Raw genomic sequence first — 15,689 nt, forward strand, 5'->3', positions numbered from 1 at the left:
AATGATGCACGATCATGCAGCGGGCGGACACGCCCATGACCACAACGAAGCCGGTGGTCACGATCACGGCCACGCTCACGGGGGGCATGGGCATAGCCATGCCCCCAAGAGCTTCGGCAAGGCATTCGCGATCGGCACCGCCCTCAATCTGGGTTTCGTCATCGTCGAAGCGGGCTATGGCATCGCCTCGGGATCGATGGCGCTGCTGGCGGATGCCGGACACAATCTGAGCGACGTGCTTGGATTGCTGATCGCATGGGGTGCGGCGACGCTGGGGCGGCGCTCGCCCAGGGGGCGCTACACCTACGGCTTCCGCAGTTCCTCCATTCTGGCGGCATTCCTTAATGCGCTGTTGCTGCTCGTCGCGATCGTCGTAATCGCGGTGGAGGCAATCCGGCGCTTTTCCGAGCCGGCGCCTGTCGCGGGCGGCACCGTGGTGATCGTCGCGGCGATCGGGATCGTCGTGAATACCGCAACCGCCTTGCTGTTCATGTCGGGGCGCAAAGGCGACCTCAACATCAAGGGCGCCTTCCTGCACATGGCGGCCGATGCTGCCGTGTCCGCAGGCGTTGTCGTCGCCGGGTTCGTCATCATCAAGACCGGGCTCACCTGGATCGACCCGGTGACGAGCCTGGTCATCGTTGCGGTGATCGCGATCGGGACGTGGGGACTGCTCCGCGATTCCGTGAACATGAGCCTTCAGGCCGCCCCGCCCGGGCTTGACCCCCAGGAGATCGGCGCTTTCCTTCGTGGCCGCGAGGGCGTGCAGGAGATCCACGATCTGCACGTCTGGCCGATGAGCACGACCGAAACGGCGCTGACCGTGCATCTGCTCGTTCCCGGCGGCTATCCGGGCGACGCCTATACCGCTGACGTCGCGGCAGCGCTGAAGGAGAAGTTCGGGATCGACCACGCGACGATCCAGATCGAGACCGATCCGGGGACACCGTGCATGCTCGAATCCGACAAGGCGGTTTGAAGGCATGGCGATGCAGGCTGTAGCGTTCACCCTGATCCCCGTTGCGGCCGTGCTGATCGGTTCGCTGGTCGCCGTCACCCGGCGTCCCAGCGAAGCAATCGTAAGCGCCATGCAGCATCTCGCAGCGGGCGTGGTGTTCGCCGCAGCCGCGGTCGAAATACTGCCTCAGGTCATGCACGAAGGCTCGCCGATCGCTACCTTCATCGGCGGGGCGATCGGCATCATCGTGATGTTGTCGCTCAAAGCGATCGAGGGTCGGGCCAAAGGGCCGGTCGCGATGCTTGGGGCTGTCGGCGTCGACATCCTGATCGACGGGCTGGTGCTCGGTCTGGCGTTTATCGCCGGCGGTAAGGCGGGCTTGCTCCTCACCATCGCTTTGACCCTGGAGGTGCTTTTCCTCGGATTGACCGTGACGGCCGAGCTTGGCGCGACGATCCGGTCCAAGGCCCGCATCGTCGCGATCACCGTCGGGATCGCGCTGTTGCTCCCGATCGGCGCGGCGCTGGCGACGCCGATCGCCTTGTTCCCGCCCGTCGTCATCGCGGGGTTCCTGAGTTTCGGGCTCATGGCCCTGCTCTATCTCGTGACCGAGGAGCTGCTGGTCGAGGCACACGAGAAGCCGGATACACCGCTTATCAGCGCCATGTTCTTCATCGGCTTTCTCGGGCTGCTGTTGATCGAGGAGGTGTTGGGCTGACTGGACAACGGGGCACCCGGTGGACCGAGGAGGCCGATGCCGACCTTCGACGGCGCGTGACGGCCAGACAAACCATCGGGCAGATCGCGCGCGAGATGGGCCGGACGATGGATGCGATCCGAGGCCGTGCCGCCTATCTCCGGATCACGCTTCGATCCTCGCAACGGCCGTGGCGCGATGGCGTGGTGCGCAGGTCGCGACCCGACGACCCGTAAAACGCTCGGAAGAGCGTGATGGATTTCCTCACATCGACGCGGGCGGTTCTAGCGTTCCCAACCAGGCGACCAAGGCCAGGATCGAGACGACGATTGCCGTCTCGAGGCCAAGGCTGCACCGCAGCACGCCGAGCGCGCTCGCATGCCTGCCGGTCGCGATCGATCGCTCGAACGCTGGCGTAAGCCGGAAGCGGTTGAGCGAGGCCAGTCCCAGCATCGCTCCGAACAGCACTATTTTGGCGATCAGCAGTCGACCGTAGGACGAACTGCCAAGGTTCAGGACATTGTCGATCCCGACGAGCAGCCAGGCGTTGACGACACCGGTCACGATCAGCGTTCCGACTATGATCGTCCCCATCGTTGCGAACCCGTGCAGGGCGCGGTGCGTCAGCACGAGGTGAGACGGATCGACGCGTGTAGCGCGCCGGGAGACAAGCAGGATCAGCCCCAGCAACGCACCCACCCACGCACCCGCGGCAATCAGATGAAGAATGTCGGCGATGAGGTGGACCCAGCCCGTTGCGCCGTCGTCCATCGCGCCATGTCCGGTCCATGCCAGCGTCGCCAGCGCGACGGCCGAGCAGATCGCGACCGCGCTCAGCCAGACCGTGCGTCTCGCCGCGAACAAGGCTGACAGCCCTGCAAAGGCGAGCATGACCATGCGCAGCTTCCATGCCGCCCCGATCGCAGACCCCGTGAGCAGCGCCGCGACCGCTTCGCGATCGATCGGCCACGCCGGCGTCCCCGCCATTGAGGAGGCCAGCAACACGATCCAGACCGCCGAGAACAGCATGCCCAAGGCTGCGCTGGCGACCAGCCAGACGTGCAGTGCAAGCGCATCGTCACGTTCCCCTTCGCGCAGCCCATAAAGGCTGAATGCGGCGAGGCCGAACAGCGCCGCCAGCATCAGGTAGATCGCGAAGCGGACGCCGATCAGCGACCAGTCTCCCATCCGCTCACTTCACCGCGAAGGCGTAGGTTCCGGCGACCTTGTGCGTGTCGGTCGATACGACATGCCAGGCGACGCTATAACGGCCGGAAGGAAGCGACGTCTTCGGCGTGATGACGAGGGTCTGTCCGTCCGACGAGAGCGTGGCGGTGCTCGCCATCTTCATCGCAGCCATGCCGGGCATCGCCGCCATCGTCAGATCGGCCTTGGAAAAGGTGGGCATCAGCTTTTCGCTGAACCGAAGCTCGATATGCGCAGGCTTCGCAACCGTCGCATTCGCCGCCGGCGACGCAGACACGAGCTTGGGATGGGCGCTCGCAGTTCCGGCGAACGTGACGAGAGCGGCAGCGGCAGTAAGGACGGATGCGCGGCGCATGAGAAATCTTCCTTAAAAGAGGGTCCTGCCCTTCAATACGCGCCGTGACGGACCACCCCTCGAATTGTCGTTGTGAGGGGTAGACGCTGCGCCCGCGTAATCCATGCTAGAGGGGCGGAGTGAACGATATGGACGACCTCGACGCAGTGTTGATGAGGCTGGCACAGGCACCCGTGCCCGCGCACCTCGACGGTATCGAAGCTCGGGTGCTTGCCCGCATCGCGGCGCGCCCCGCTGTGCGCGTCGGCATGGGCGCAGGCGCCATGACGATCGCCGCGGCCCTCGTCATCGGCGTGATCGGCGCTGGCGTACCTGCGAGGGAGGCCCGTGCGGCATATACCCTTTCCCCGTTGAGCCCAGTGTCGCCACTCGCCCCGTCGGCCCTGCTGCTCGGCGCACCATGAGCGGCCGCACGCGACTCCTGCTTGGTGTTCTCGCATGCTTTATCGCGGCGATCATCGGTGTCTTCGTCGGGCGGGCGTTGCTTCCGGCACCAGCGCAGCCCGGTGCGGAATTGCACGACGTACTCCATCACAAGCTGGCCCTGGACGCTAACCAGGAAGCACGGCTTGCGGTGCTGGAGCAGCGTTTCGCTGTCCAACGGCGCGCGTATGAGCTTGAATTGCGGGCTGATAATGCCCGGCTTGCCGAAGCGATCGAGGCCGAACACGGCAACGGGCCGCGGGTTGCCGCTGCGGTCGACCAGAGCCACGCCGCGATGGGCGAGCTGCAGAAGGCGACGCTGGCGCACATCTTTGCGATGCGGCAGCTTCTCCGGCCCAATCAGACCGCACAGTTCGATCAGGCGGTGGTCAAGGCGCTCACCGACGATACGCGGTGAGCCTCGACTGGACGACGCTGACCGACGGGGAGCTGGCGACGCTCAGCATCGCGGGTCGCGACGCCGCCTTTGCCGAGATCATGCGGCGGCATCGCCAGCCGATATTCCGGATGGTCCGCGCCTGTGTCGGCGAGCCCGATGAGGCGCTGGATCTGTTGCAGGAGACCTTCGTCGCGGCCCATCAGGCGCTGCCCCGCTACGATGGCGCGCGATCGATGCGCGCATGGCTATCGACGATCGCGATCAACAAATGCCGCGACTGGGGCCGCAAGCGGACGGTTCGTCGCTTCTTCTCGCGCGCCATTGCGATCGGGAACGAAGCCGAGGCGGTCGCCGACGATCAGGTGGCGGTCGATGATGCCGCGAGTGATCGGCAGGAGCTGGACCGCGTGACCCGCGCCATCTCGGCCCTGCCGACCAACTTGAAGGAGCCGTTGGTGCTCCGCACGATCGAAGGGCTCAGCCAGGTCGAAACCGCGGCCGTGCTATCTATCAGCGAAAAGGCCGTCGAAACCCGGCTTTATCGCGCGCGCGCGAAGCTGGCGGAGCATTTGCGAGACCGCTGAGGGGTAGCGCGCCGCGCCGCGTATCAAGGCTAGAGGGACAGACCCGTTCGAGAGCCTTGAGGATCGTATGAGCCGCATAATCGACCGCCGCCAGATGCTACGCGGGGCCGCCCTGGCGGGGGGCGGGCTCGCGCTGTCTGCCTATATGCCGGCTTGGGCGCAGACCAATTCGACGGGTCTTGCGACACCCCTGCCGACCGTCACCGGCAACGACATCACGCTGCGGATCGCGCGACAGACGATGATGATCGACGGTCGCCCGTCCAAGGCGATCGGGATCAACGGCACGGTTCCCGCGCCGCTGATCCGCCTGCGTGAAGGCCAGAATGTCCGCCTCAACGTCATCAACGACCTCGACGAGGACAGCTCGATCCATTGGCATGGCCTGCTGGTTCCACCGCAGTATGACGGCGTGCCCGGGATCTCGTTCCCCGGCATCAAGGCGCGATCGAGCTTCCTCTACGAGTTCCCGCTCAAACAGAATGGCACCTACTGGTATCATAGCCATTCCGGGCTTCAGGAGCAGCTTGGGCATTATGGGCCGATCGTGATCGACCCGGCCGACGCCGATCCGGTGCAGTTCGATCGCGAGCACGTCATCGTGCTTTCCGATCATAGCCAGATCAGCCCCGCCGCGATCTTCCGCTACATGAAGGTCAACCCGGGCTATTTCAATTATCAGCAACAGACGCTTGCCGGGCTGTTGGCGGGGAAGGATCAGACGCTCAAGGAGCGGATGGACTGGGGCAAGATGCGGATGAGCCCCACCGATATCTCCGACGCGACCGGCCCGGCCTATACCTATCTCGTCAACGGGCATGGCCCGCGCGACAACTGGACGGCGCTGTTCACGCCGGGGCAGCGGGTGCGGCTACGCATCATCAACGCCTCGTCGATGACGACCTTCAACGTCCGCATCCCCGGCCTGCGCCTCACCATCGTCCAGGCGGACGGTCAGAACGTCATGCCGGTCGAGGTCGACGAGTTCCAGATCGGCGTCGCCGAGACCTATGATGCCATCGTCACGCCGACCGACAACCGGGCCTACACGCTCGTCGGCGAGGCGATCGACCGATCGGGCCTCGCACGCGCGACGTTGGCGCCGCATGCCGGTATGGCGGCCGAGGTTCCGGCGCTCCGCCCCCGCCCCCTCGCCTCGATGAAGGACATGGGCATGGACATGTCGTCGATGGCCGGCATGGACGGAATGGACATGGCGGGGGGCGGCATGACGCGCGGAGTCGATCCGACCGCCGAGAAGAACCCGTCCGCCCGGCTTACGACCCCCGGCGCCGGCATGGCGACCGGTGCGATGGCGCAGGGCGGTAGTGCCATGCCGGGGATGGATCATGGCGGCATGGACCACGGTGCGATGGCTGCCGGCGGGATGGCCGGCATGGATCATGGCGCGATCGGCAGCCAGCAGGGCGGCATGGGCGCGATGGACATGGGGTCGATGAAGATGCGCGACTTCTCCAAAGCGCCCCAGGTCAAGAAGGGACCGGGTGTCCAGACGATCTCGCCCATGCCCATGGATCGCACCGACTACCCCGGTCAGGGGCTGGAGGACGTCGGGCACAAGGTGCTCGTCTATCGCGACCTGATGTCGCTGACACCCAATCCCGACGTGCGTGCGCCGTCGCGCAGTCTGGACATCCACCTCACCGGTAACATGGAGCGCTTCATGTGGTCCTTCGACGGCGAGAAGATGTCGGACGTCCATGAACCGATCCCCTTCCTCGAGGGCGAGCGGGTGCGGATCAACCTTATCAACGACACGATGATGGGCCACCCGATCCACATTCACGGTCACTTCTTCGAGCTGGTGACGGGGCATGGCGATCACGCGCCGCGCAAGCACACGGTCATCGTCCAACCCGGCGGCAAAGTAACGTGGGATCTGACCGCCGATGCCGTCGGCGATTGGGCGTTCCACTGCCATCTTCTCTATCACATGCACGCCGGCATGATGCGGACCGTAAGCGTGCGTCCGCGTGGAGAAGCCGCATGAGCCGCTTCGCCTTATTCCTTGCGACGACCGCCACGATCGTCGTCACCGGTCCCGCCGCAGCGCAGTCGATGCAGGGCATGAACATGCCGGGAATGACGATGCCCGCGAAGCAGCCGGCGGCGAAGGCGAAGCCCTCTGCCAAGAGTAAGCGCGCGCCCGCGCATCGTGCGACGCCGGCCAAGCGATCGACCGCGCCGATGGATGGCATGAAGGGCATGGACCATTCCGCCATGCCGGGCATGCAGCTGCCGCCAAGCGGTCAGCAACCCGCACAGGGCGCGCCGCAGCCGATGCAGGGCATGGATCATTCGGCGATGCCGGGAATGTCGATGCCTGCCGGCCAGCAGGGCCACGACATGAACGGCATGTCGGGCATGAACGGCATGGCGATGCCGGGCATGGCGCAGACCGGAACAGCGCTTCCCGCAGGCGATGCGCCTGCCCCTGCCCCGCCGATGGACCATTACGCCGATCGCATGTTCGCCCCTGCCGAGATGGCGAAGGCGCGCAGCGATATGATGTTCGAGCAGGGCGGCCAGCCCTTCCATCAAGTGATGTTCAACCTCGCCGAATATCAGGCCCGACAGGGTCGCGACGGCTATCGCTGGGACGGCGAGGCGTGGTTTGGCGGCGACATCAACCGCCTTTGGCTCAAGAGTGAGGGCGAAGGCGCGTTTCGCGAGGGCATCGAGAGCGCCGAGGTGCAAGCGCTCTATAGCCGGGCAGTCGGCCCCTATTTCAATCTTCAGGGCGGCGTTCGTCAGGACTTGGGGCCATCCCCGAAGCGTACCTACGCGACGGTCGGTTTCGAGGGGCTGGCTCCCTACATGTTCGAGGTCGAGGGCGCGCTGTTCCTGTCGACCAAGGGCGACCTGCTTGGTCGCCTGGAAGGCTATTACGACCAGCGCATCACGCAGCGGCTCGTCCTCCAGCCGCGTGTCGAGTTCAATCTAGCGGCCCAGGATGTGCGCGAAAACGGTATCGGCCGCGGGCTGACCGATGCCGAGCTGGGGCTGCGGCTCCGCTATGAAATCCGGCGACAGTTCGCGCCCTATGTCGGCGTCTCCTACTTGGCGCAAACCGGTCGCACTGCTGACTTCACACGCGCGCAAGGCAAAGACCCCACCACCACGAGCTTCGTCGCGGGCGTGAGAGTGTGGTTCTGAAGAATGCTAGAAGCGATCATCAAGGCGCTGCGCATGGCGGGCATCATGGGCTGGGGAATCCTGTGGGCGCTGATCTTCGGCTTTCTCATTTCCGCGGTGATCCAGGCGGTGGTCAGCCATAAGGAGATGGCCAAGCTGCTGCCCGACGATCGGGCGGGCACGATCATCAAGGCATCCGCGCTCGGTGCAGCATCCTCCTCCTGCTCCTATGCCGCGGTCGCGATCGCGCGTTCGATGGTCCGCAAGGACGCGAACTTCACCGCCGCAATGGCTTTCCAGTTCGCCTCGACCAATCTCGTGTTGGAGCTGGGTCTGATCCTAGCGATCCTGCTGGGGTGGCGGTTTACCGCGGGCACCTGGGCGGGCGGCCTTGTCATGATCGTGCTGATGGTCGCGCTGATGCGGGTCTTTTTCCGGCGTCGGATGGTCGAGCAGGCCAAAAAGCAAGCGGACAAGGGCGTGGCGGGCAAGATGGAAGGGCACGCTGCGATGGACATGAGCGTCGAGGGCGGGTCGCTGCGCGATCGTCTGTTCTCGGCCAAGGGGCTGACCGCGACCGCGCATTACTATTGGATGGACTGGGCATCGCTGTGGTTCGACATCGCGCTCGGCCTGCTGATCGCGGGTGCCGTGGCGGCGTGGGTGCCGCAGACCTTCTGGGCCAGCATCTTCGCAGCCGACAACCCGACACTCGCCAAGATCGTCGGCCCGCTCATCGGCCCGCTGATCGCAGTGGTGACGTTCGTCTGCTCGGTCGGTAACGTGCCGCTGGCAGCGGTGCTCTGGAATGGCGGAGCGAGCTTCGGCGGCGTGATCGCATTCATCTTCGGTGATCTGATCGTCATCCCCATCCTGGACATTTACCGTCGCTACTACGGGCTGAAAGCCGCCGCAGTGCTCGCCCTGATATTCTACGCGGCGATGGTTGGCGCCGCCTATGTGGTCGAGTTGGTATTCGGCTTTGCCGGGATGATCCCGGCCACGCGCTCGGCTCAGCTCATGACCGAGGGGCTGAGCTGGAACTACACGACGTGGCTCAACATCATCGGCCTGGCTCTATCCTCGATGCTGCTCTGGCGCTTCCTCGCGACCGGTGGCCCGGAAATGCTGCAAATGATGAAAGACAATCAAAATCAACAATCTGACGAGCATCACCATCATCATTGAGCTTCGCCGCAGAAGTCGGGCTATCGCGATGCCACATTCATTGACACTTAGCTCCGACCGGCTGACAAGATCCGCGTGTTGAAGACCCGCCTTTCCCTGTTGCTCCTGATCGGAGCCCTTATCGGCCTGTTCGGTCAGGGAATGGCGTATGCGTCCGGGCCTGCGTACACGCCGAAGGTTGCCGCCAGTCATGCGATGCCCAGCGGCATGGATTGCACGGACATGGCATCCGCGCAAAAGCGTTCGCCCGAGCGTCCCTGCAAAGGGCTGACGCTCGCGTGTATCGCGCAGATGGGATGCGTCGTCCCGATGACCTTTGACACGGAACGACCGATCGTGGAGCGCGCGCGCGTAGCGCAGCTCGCCGCGACATGGCCGCCGGCCCCGATGTTGGCCGGGCGTGAGGTCGCGCCCGAGCCGGAGCCGCCCACCGTCTGATCGACCCGAGTTAGGGTTCTGACGCCTGTTGCCCTCGTGGCGGCAGGCGCAACCCGATCGTGGCCTCGACCAGAACGGAAAACCAACATGAAGCTATTCGTCGTGGCGGCATTGTCCGCCATCGCCAGCGCCGCGCACGCGGGGCCGCTGACCTATGACCAGGCGCTCCGCCAAGCGGTCGCCAATGCGCCGGGTGCCGCGGCCACGCGCGCGGGGATCGACGCTGCCGGTGCGGACGCCCGCGCGGCGGGCAGTCTTCCCGACCCGCGTCTGTCGTTCGGTCTCGACAACTACCCCATCTCCGGGCCGCCCGCCTTCACCTTGGGCGGCGACAATATGACGATGGCGCGCATCGGCGTGCAGCAGGACATCCCCAATCTGGCGAAGCGTCATGCGGCCCAGGCACAGGCGCGCGCCGCGATCACGACCGCCGAAGCTGCGCAAGCGTCCCGACTTCGCCAGATACGCCTCGGCGCGGGCGTCGCTTGGATCGAGCTGGCCTATGCCCAGCGCCGCCTTGTGGCGATGGATCGCGTCCTGACGACGCTTCATACCCTCCCGACCACGGCACGCAGCGCGGTCGCGTCGGGATCGGCCCGCCCGGCCCAGACCCTGGCGGTGGATCAGTCCATTGCCGCCCTGGAGGATCGCAGGGACACGCTGGTCGCCGACGTCGGGCGGGCGCGGGTGATGCTGGCGCGCTGGACCGGCGTGCCAGCCCCCGAGGCGACCGGGGACGTGCCCGCGCCCGACCTCGTGCCGGCCCGGCTGCGCGCCGCCTTGTTGCGCCATCCCGACATCCAGACCGCCGACGCCAGCGTGGGGCGGGTGCAGGCCGACGTGGACGCGGCCCGCGCCGACAAGCGCCCGGATTGGGGGTTCGACGTCGCCTACCAACGGCGCGATCCGCGCTATGGCGATATGGTCTCGGCCGGCGTGTCGATGAGCTTGCCGCTGTTCACGCGCACCCGGCAAGATCCGCGGATCGCTGCCCGTCAGGCGGCAGCCTCGCAGGCCGAAGCCGAGCGGGAGGATACGCGCCGGGCGCTGGCTGCCGACCTCGAGGCGGGACTTGCCGATCACGTGATGCATCACGCGCAGTGGATGCGGGCGCGCGACGTGCTGTTGCCGCTCGCGCGGCAGCGCTCCGAGCTGGACACCGCCAGCTATTCGGCAGGGCGGGCGGGCCTGCTCGACGTGATCGAAACCAGGACGGCGCTCGCCGACGCCGAGCTGACCGCGCTCGACCGCGAGGCCGACGTGGCGCGCGACGCGGTACGCCTTACCATCACCTATGGGAGTGAGGACCGATGAGCAGCATCGCCATCACGCGACCCCGCCTGCTCGGTGCCGCGGCCCTGCTCGCCGTCGTCGCAGGCGGCGCAGGGTTCGGGATCGCCAGGCTCGGCACGGCCCCCGCGGCCGACGACGCCGTATCGCCGACCGCGCAGAAGAAGATCCTCTACTGGTACGATCCGATGATCCCTGCGGAGCGGCACGACGGGCCGGGTCTCTCGTCGATGGGGATGAAACTGATCCCCCGCTATGCCGACGAGGGCGGAGGCGGCAGTGCCGCGCCGGGCGTGGTGATCGATGCGGCCGGCCTCCAACGGCTCGGCGCGCGGATTGTCGCGGCCGAACGCGGATCACTGTCCAATACAGCCGCGGCGACCGGCAGCATCGAGTTCAACGACCGCAACGTCGCGATCGTGCAGGCGCGCAGCGGCGGGTTCGTCCAGCGTGTCTATATGCGCGCGCCGGGCGACGTCGTGCCGGCCGGCGCGCCGCTCGCCGATATTCTCGTGCCCGAATGGGCGGGCGCACAGGCGGAATATCTCGCCGTTCGGCGAACCGGGGATGCCGCGCTCGCGCGCGCCGCCCGGCAGCGCCTGCTGCTGCTGGGAATGCCGGCCGGGCTTGTCGCGTCGGCCGAGCGTAGCGGCCGGACAAAAGGCGTGACGACGATCAGCACGCCGGTGGGCGGCGTCATCAAGACGCTCGGCGTCCGGCAGGGCATGACAGTCTCGCAGGGGCAGACACTGGCGGAGGTGAACGGGCTCGACACCGTGTGGTTGAATGCGGCCGTCCCCGAGGCCATCGCCGGGAAGCTCCGTATCGGCACGCCCGTCACCGCCACGCTGGCGGCTTTTCCGGGCGAGAGCTTCAGGGGCCGGATCGCCGCGATCCTGCCGCAGGCCGACGCGGCGAGCCGCACGCTGACGATCCGCGTCGAGCTGTCCAATCGGGGCGGCCGTTTGCGCCCCGGCATGTTCGCCAGCGTGGCGCTCGATCAGGGGAGCCGCGATGCGCTGCTCGTTCCCAGCGAGGCCGTCATCCGGACCGGCCGGCGCACGCTCGTCATGCTGGCAGGGCCGGGCGGGCGGTTCAGACCGGCCGAGGTCCGCATCGGTGCGGAAGGCGGCGGAAAGACCGAGATCGTCGCCGGCCTGTCCGAAGGCGAGAAGGTCGTCGCGTCGGGCCAGTTCCTGATCGATTCCGAAGCGAGCCTTGCCGGCCTCGACGCGCGGCCGATCGGGGGTGCAGCGCCGCCCACGGCAAAACCGGCGCCTAAACCCGCCGCGCCGATCTACGAAACGGTCGGCAGCATCGAGGCGATCGATCGCAGCGGCGTCACCCTGTCCCACCAGCCCGTCCCGGCGATCGGCTGGCCCGCCATGACGATGACCTTCCGCGTCGCAGATCCCGCGCTGGTGCGCGGCTATCGCAAGGGCGACCGGGTTCGCTTCGGCTTCGACCAACCCGCGGAAGGGCCGACGCTGCGCCGCATGACGCGCGAGGCCGGTCGATGATCGCCGCCATCATCCGCTGGTCGGTCGCGAACCGCTTCCTCGTCGTGCTGGCGGCCGTCGCGCTCGCCATCGCCGGGGTGTTCGCGATGCGCGCCACCCCCGTCGATGCGCTCCCCGACCTGTCCGACACGCAGGTCATCATCCGCACGAGCTGGCCGGGCCAGGCGCCCCAGATCGTCGAGAACCAGGTGACGTACCCGCTCACCACGACGATGCTGTCCGTCCCCGGCGCGAAGACGGTCCGCGGCTATTCGTTCTTCGGCGACAGCTATGTCTATGTCCTCTTCGAGGATGGCACCGATCTCTATTGGGCGCGCTCGCGCGTGCTCGAATATCTTAGCCAGGTGCAAGGCCGCCTCCCCCAGGGCGCGCAGGCCGCTCTCGGTCCCGATGCGACGGGCGTCGGCTGGGTCTATGAATATGCGCTGGTGGACCGCACCGGCCGCCACGACCTGTCGCAGCTCCGATCCTTGCAGGACTGGTTCCTGCGCTACGAGCTGAAGACGCTGCCCGGCGTCGCCGAGGTGGCGAGCATCGGCGGGATGGTGAAGGAATATCAGGTGCTGCTCGACCCGACGCGGCTTGCCGCGTTCGGCGTCACCCACACCCAGGCCGTCGATGCCATTCGACGCGCCAATCAGGAGGCCGGCGGGTCCGTCCTCGAATTGGGCGAGGCGGAATATATGGTCCGCGCGTCGGGCTATCTGCGCAGCGTGGATGATTTTCGCGCGATCCCGCTCAAGGTCGCCGGTGTCGGCGTGCCCGTCACGCTGGGCGACGTCGCCTCGATCCAGATCGGCCCCGAGATGCGCCGCGGCATCGCCGAGTTGAACGGCGAGGGCGAGGTCGCGGGCGGCGTCGTCATCCTGCGCCAGGGCAAGAACGCACGCCAGACGATCGAGGCCGTCAGGACCAAGCTGGCGGAATTGAAGGCGAGCCTTCCTCCCGGTGTCGAGATCGTCACCACTTATGACCGCTCGCAGTTGATCGATCGCGCGGTGGAGAACCTGTCGGGCAAGCTGATCGAGGAGTTCGTCGTCGTCGCGATCATCTGCGGGCTCTTCCTGTGGCACGTCCGATCGGCGTTGGTCGCGATCGTCACGCTGCCGCTCGGCGTACTGGCGGCTTTGCTCGTCATGCGCGTGCAGGGCGTGAACGCCAACATCATGTCGCTGGGCGGCATCGCCATCGCGATCGGTGCGATGGTCGATGCCGCGATCGTGATGATCGAGAACGCGCACAAGCGGATCGAGCGATGGGAAAACGATCATCCCGGCGTCGCGCTGGCAGGCGAGGAACGCTGGCGCGTCATCACCGAGGCCGCGGCCGAGGTCGGGCCGGCGCTGTTCTTCAGCCTCGTCATCATCACCCTGTCGTTCGTGCCGGTCTTCACGCTCGAAGCGCAGGAGGGGCGGCTGTTCGCCCCGCTCGCCTTCACCAAGAGCTATGCGATGGCGGCAGCGGCGATCCTGTCGGTGACGCTCGTGCCGGTCCTGATGGGATGGCTGATCCGGGGACGCATCCCCGCCGAGAACGACAATCTCCTCAACCGCGCGCTCACCCGCGCCTATCTGCCCGCGCTCGACCGTGTGCTGGCGCGGCCGTGGCTGGCGATCGGCATCGCCGCCCTGGTGCTGGCGACGACGGCATGGCCGCTGACGCGGCTGGGTGGCGAGTTCATCCCGACGATGGACGAGGGCGACCTGCTTTACATGCCGTCCGCGCTTCCCGGCCTTTCGGCCGCGAGCGCATCGGCGCTGCTTCAGCGTACCGATCGGCTGATTAAGACCGTGCCCGAGGTCGCGACCGTGTTCGGCAAGGCCGGGCGCGCTGAGACTGCGACCGACCCTGCTCCGCTCGAGATGTTCGAGACCACCATCCAGTTCAAGCCACGCGATCAGTGGCGCGTCGGAATGACGCCGGCGAAGCTGGTGGAGGAGCTGGACCGCACGGTGCGCGTGCCGGGCCTCACCAACGTCTGGGTTCCCCCGATCCGCAACCGCATCGACATGCTGGCGACCGGCATCAAGAGCCCGATCGGGGTGAAGGTGGCGGGGTCCAATCTCGCCGAGATGGATCGGATTGCCGCCAGCATCGAGCGCGTCGCCAGGACCGTGCCGGGTGTCAGTTCGGCATTGGCCGAGCGGCTGACGGGAGGCCGCTATGTCGATGTCGACATCGATCGGGCGACCGCAGGGCGCTACGGCCTCAACATCGCCGATGTGCAGGAGATCGTGTCGGGCGCGATCGGGGGCGAGACGATCGGCCAGACGGTCGAGGGTCTCGCCCGCTACCCGATCAGCGTCCGCTACCCGCGCGAGCTGCGCGATAGCCTGGAGGGCTTGCGAACTCTCCCGATCGTGACCGCATCGGGCCAGCAGATCACGCTCGGCACCGTCGCTTCCGTAACGATCGCGGAAGGCCCGCCGATGCTCAAGACCGAGAACGGTCGGCCCTCGACCTGGGTCTATGTCGATGTACGTGGGCGCGACTTGGCCTCCACGGTCGCCGACCTGCGCCGTGCCGTCGCCAAGGATGTTCGGCTCAGCCCGGGCGTGTCGATCGCCTATTCCGGGCAGTTCGAGTATCTGCAGCGCGCCGAGGCGCGGTTGATGCTCGTCGTGCCGGCGACGCTCGCGATCATCTTCCTCCTGCTCTACCTCACCTTCGGACGGCTCGACGAGGCGGCGCTTATCATGGGTACGCTGCCCTTCGCGCTGACCGGCGGGATCTGGACGCTCTGGCTGCTCGGTTATGCGCAGTCGGTCGCGACCGGCGTCGGGTTCATCGCGCTCGCCGGCGTCTCGGCCGAGTTCGGCGTCGTCATGCTGATCTATTTGAAACACGCGCTGGCGGAACGCGGGCCGTCGCCGTCGCCAGACCAGGTGTCGGAGGCGATCCGGGAGGGCGCGCTGTTGCGGGTGCGGCCCAAGGCGATGACTGTCGCGGTGATCGTCGCCGGGCTGTTTCCCGTCCTGATCGGGCATGGTGCGGGGTCGGAGGTCATGAGCCGGATCGCCGCGCCGATGATCGGCGGAATGCTGACCGCACCGCTTCTGTCCATGTTCATCCTGCCCGCCGCCTACATGCTGTTGCGGCGCCGAACCCTCACCCACCCCGAAAGGAAAACATCGTGAAGCTCACACACTCCCTGCGCGCCGCGTCGATCCTGCTGCTCGTGCCGATCGCGACGGGTGCCGTTGCCCAAGGCGGCAAGCCGTCCGCTGCTGCGGCAGTGGTGAAGACCGGAAACGGCATGGGGACGATCACCGCGATCGATGCGAAAGGCGGAACCGTGACCATCAAGCATGGCCCGATCCCGACCATCGGCTGGCCCGCCATGACGATGACCTTTCGCGCGTTTCCCCCCGCCCTGCTCAAGGGATTACGGTCGGGACAGCGGGTCGCGTTCACCGCTAGGGTGAAGGGCATGGCGGCCGAGGTCACGGCGATCAGCCCGCATTGACGATGCGG

The 15,689-nt window shown here is 66.7% G+C and carries 15 protein-coding genes; 13 read left to right on the forward strand and 2 right to left on the reverse strand.

Annotated features, from left to right (window positions below; translation table 11 throughout):
- Positions 1-4: 4 nt before the first annotated feature.
- Together M9979_RS15505 and M9979_RS15510 are read left to right on the forward strand one after the other, a co-directional pair.
- Complete coding sequence (locus tag M9979_RS15505; protein ID WP_254290301.1) at positions 5-979, forward strand: cation diffusion facilitator family transporter; 975 nt, start codon at positions 5-7, stop codon at positions 977-979.
- Positions 980-989: 10 nt separating this feature from the next.
- The gene (locus M9979_RS15510) at positions 990-1,676 is read left to right on the forward strand and encodes a ZIP family metal transporter (protein ID WP_254290302.1); all 687 of its coding nucleotides are present in this window, start codon (positions 990-992) and stop codon (positions 1,674-1,676) included.
- Positions 1,677-1,919: 243 nt separating this feature from the next.
- Here M9979_RS15510 and copD read toward each other — a convergent pair whose 3' ends face one another.
- Positions 1,920-2,843, reverse strand: a complete 924-nt coding sequence (copD, locus tag M9979_RS15515) for a copper homeostasis membrane protein CopD (protein WP_254290265.1) — start codon at positions 2,841-2,843, stop codon at positions 1,920-1,922.
- A gap of 4 nt (positions 2,844-2,847) precedes the next feature.
- The gene (gene copC, locus M9979_RS15520) at positions 2,848-3,216 is read right to left on the reverse strand and encodes a copper homeostasis periplasmic binding protein CopC (RefSeq protein ID WP_254290266.1); all 369 of its coding nucleotides are present in this window, start codon (positions 3,214-3,216) and stop codon (positions 2,848-2,850) included.
- Between the two features lie 128 nt (positions 3,217-3,344).
- Between copC and M9979_RS15525 the strand changes: the two genes are divergently transcribed.
- The 11 genes from M9979_RS15525 (at position 3,345) to M9979_RS15575 (ending at position 15,681) form a co-directional block, all read left to right on the forward strand.
- Complete coding sequence (locus M9979_RS15525; protein ID WP_254290267.1) at positions 3,345-3,620, forward strand: hypothetical protein; 276 nt, start codon at positions 3,345-3,347, stop codon at positions 3,618-3,620.
- Positions 3,617-4,057 carry a periplasmic heavy metal sensor gene (locus tag M9979_RS15530; protein WP_254290268.1) on the forward strand — a complete coding sequence of 147 codons (441 nt, stop codon included), beginning with the start codon at positions 3,617-3,619 and terminating at the stop codon, positions 4,055-4,057. The genes M9979_RS15525 and M9979_RS15530 overlap by 4 nt, the downstream gene beginning before the upstream one ends.
- Positions 4,054-4,623: an RNA polymerase sigma factor gene (locus M9979_RS15535; protein WP_254290269.1), complete on the forward strand. Its 570-nt coding sequence runs from the start codon at positions 4,054-4,056 to the stop codon at positions 4,621-4,623. The genes M9979_RS15530 and M9979_RS15535 overlap by 4 nt, the downstream gene beginning before the upstream one ends.
- A gap of 67 nt (positions 4,624-4,690) precedes the next feature.
- Positions 4,691-6,634: a copper resistance system multicopper oxidase gene (locus M9979_RS15540; RefSeq protein WP_254290270.1), complete on the forward strand. Its 1,944-nt coding sequence runs from the start codon at positions 4,691-4,693 to the stop codon at positions 6,632-6,634.
- Positions 6,631-7,800, forward strand: a complete 1,170-nt coding sequence (locus M9979_RS15545) for a copper resistance protein B (protein WP_254290271.1) — start codon at positions 6,631-6,633, stop codon at positions 7,798-7,800. The genes M9979_RS15540 and M9979_RS15545 overlap by 4 nt, the downstream gene beginning before the upstream one ends.
- Positions 7,801-7,803: 3 nt before the next feature.
- Positions 7,804-8,967: a permease gene (locus M9979_RS15550; RefSeq protein WP_254290272.1), complete on the forward strand. Its 1,164-nt coding sequence runs from the start codon at positions 7,804-7,806 to the stop codon at positions 8,965-8,967.
- Between the two features lie 75 nt (positions 8,968-9,042).
- The gene (locus M9979_RS15555) at positions 9,043-9,405 is read left to right on the forward strand and encodes a hypothetical protein (RefSeq protein WP_254290273.1); all 363 of its coding nucleotides are present in this window, start codon (positions 9,043-9,045) and stop codon (positions 9,403-9,405) included.
- 87 nt (positions 9,406-9,492) lie between these two features.
- Positions 9,493-10,719, forward strand: coding sequence for a TolC family protein (locus tag M9979_RS15560; RefSeq protein WP_254290274.1), 1,227 nt, complete (start codon positions 9,493-9,495; stop codon positions 10,717-10,719).
- Positions 10,716-12,215, forward strand: a complete 1,500-nt coding sequence (locus M9979_RS15565; RefSeq protein WP_254290275.1) for an efflux RND transporter periplasmic adaptor subunit — start codon at positions 10,716-10,718, stop codon at positions 12,213-12,215. The genes M9979_RS15560 and M9979_RS15565 overlap by 4 nt, the downstream gene beginning before the upstream one ends.
- Complete coding sequence (locus tag M9979_RS15570) at positions 12,212-15,352, forward strand: efflux RND transporter permease subunit (protein ID WP_254290276.1); 3,141 nt, start codon at positions 12,212-12,214, stop codon at positions 15,350-15,352. Before M9979_RS15565 ends, M9979_RS15570 begins: the two co-directional genes overlap by 4 nt.
- Positions 15,349-15,681, forward strand: coding sequence for a copper-binding protein (locus M9979_RS15575; protein WP_254290277.1), 333 nt, complete (start codon positions 15,349-15,351; stop codon positions 15,679-15,681). The genes M9979_RS15570 and M9979_RS15575 overlap by 4 nt, the downstream gene beginning before the upstream one ends.
- The last annotated feature ends 8 nt before the right edge of the window (positions 15,682-15,689 follow it).

Origin of the sequence: Sphingomonas liriopis (assembly GCF_024211255.1) — a bacterium.
Lineage (GTDB): Bacteria > Pseudomonadota > Alphaproteobacteria > Sphingomonadales > Sphingomonadaceae > Sphingomonas > Sphingomonas liriopis.

Coding starts and splice junctions, on each gene's coding strand:
- M9979_RS15510 (WP_254290302.1), top strand. CDS start 990: ATGCAGGCTGTAGCGTTCACCCTGATCCCCGTTGCGGCCGTGCTGATC.
- copC (WP_254290266.1), bottom strand. CDS start 3,216: ATGCGCCGCGCATCCGTCCTTACTGCCGCTGCCGCTCTCGTCACGTTC.
- M9979_RS15530 (WP_254290268.1), top strand. CDS start 3,617: ATGAGCGGCCGCACGCGACTCCTGCTTGGTGTTCTCGCATGCTTTATC.
- M9979_RS15505 (WP_254290301.1), top strand. CDS start 5: ATGCACGATCATGCAGCGGGCGGACACGCCCATGACCACAACGAAGCC.
- M9979_RS15545 (WP_254290271.1), top strand. CDS start 6,631: ATGAGCCGCTTCGCCTTATTCCTTGCGACGACCGCCACGATCGTCGTC.
- M9979_RS15540 (WP_254290270.1), top strand. CDS start 4,691: ATGAGCCGCATAATCGACCGCCGCCAGATGCTACGCGGGGCCGCCCTG.
- M9979_RS15565 (WP_254290275.1), top strand. CDS start 10,716: ATGAGCAGCATCGCCATCACGCGACCCCGCCTGCTCGGTGCCGCGGCC.
- copD (WP_254290265.1), bottom strand. CDS start 2,843: ATGGGAGACTGGTCGCTGATCGGCGTCCGCTTCGCGATCTACCTGATG.
- M9979_RS15560 (WP_254290274.1), top strand. CDS start 9,493: ATGAAGCTATTCGTCGTGGCGGCATTGTCCGCCATCGCCAGCGCCGCG.
- M9979_RS15550 (WP_254290272.1), top strand. CDS start 7,804: ATGCTAGAAGCGATCATCAAGGCGCTGCGCATGGCGGGCATCATGGGC.
- M9979_RS15525 (WP_254290267.1), top strand. CDS start 3,345: ATGGACGACCTCGACGCAGTGTTGATGAGGCTGGCACAGGCACCCGTG.
- M9979_RS15570 (WP_254290276.1), top strand. CDS start 12,212: ATGATCGCCGCCATCATCCGCTGGTCGGTCGCGAACCGCTTCCTCGTC.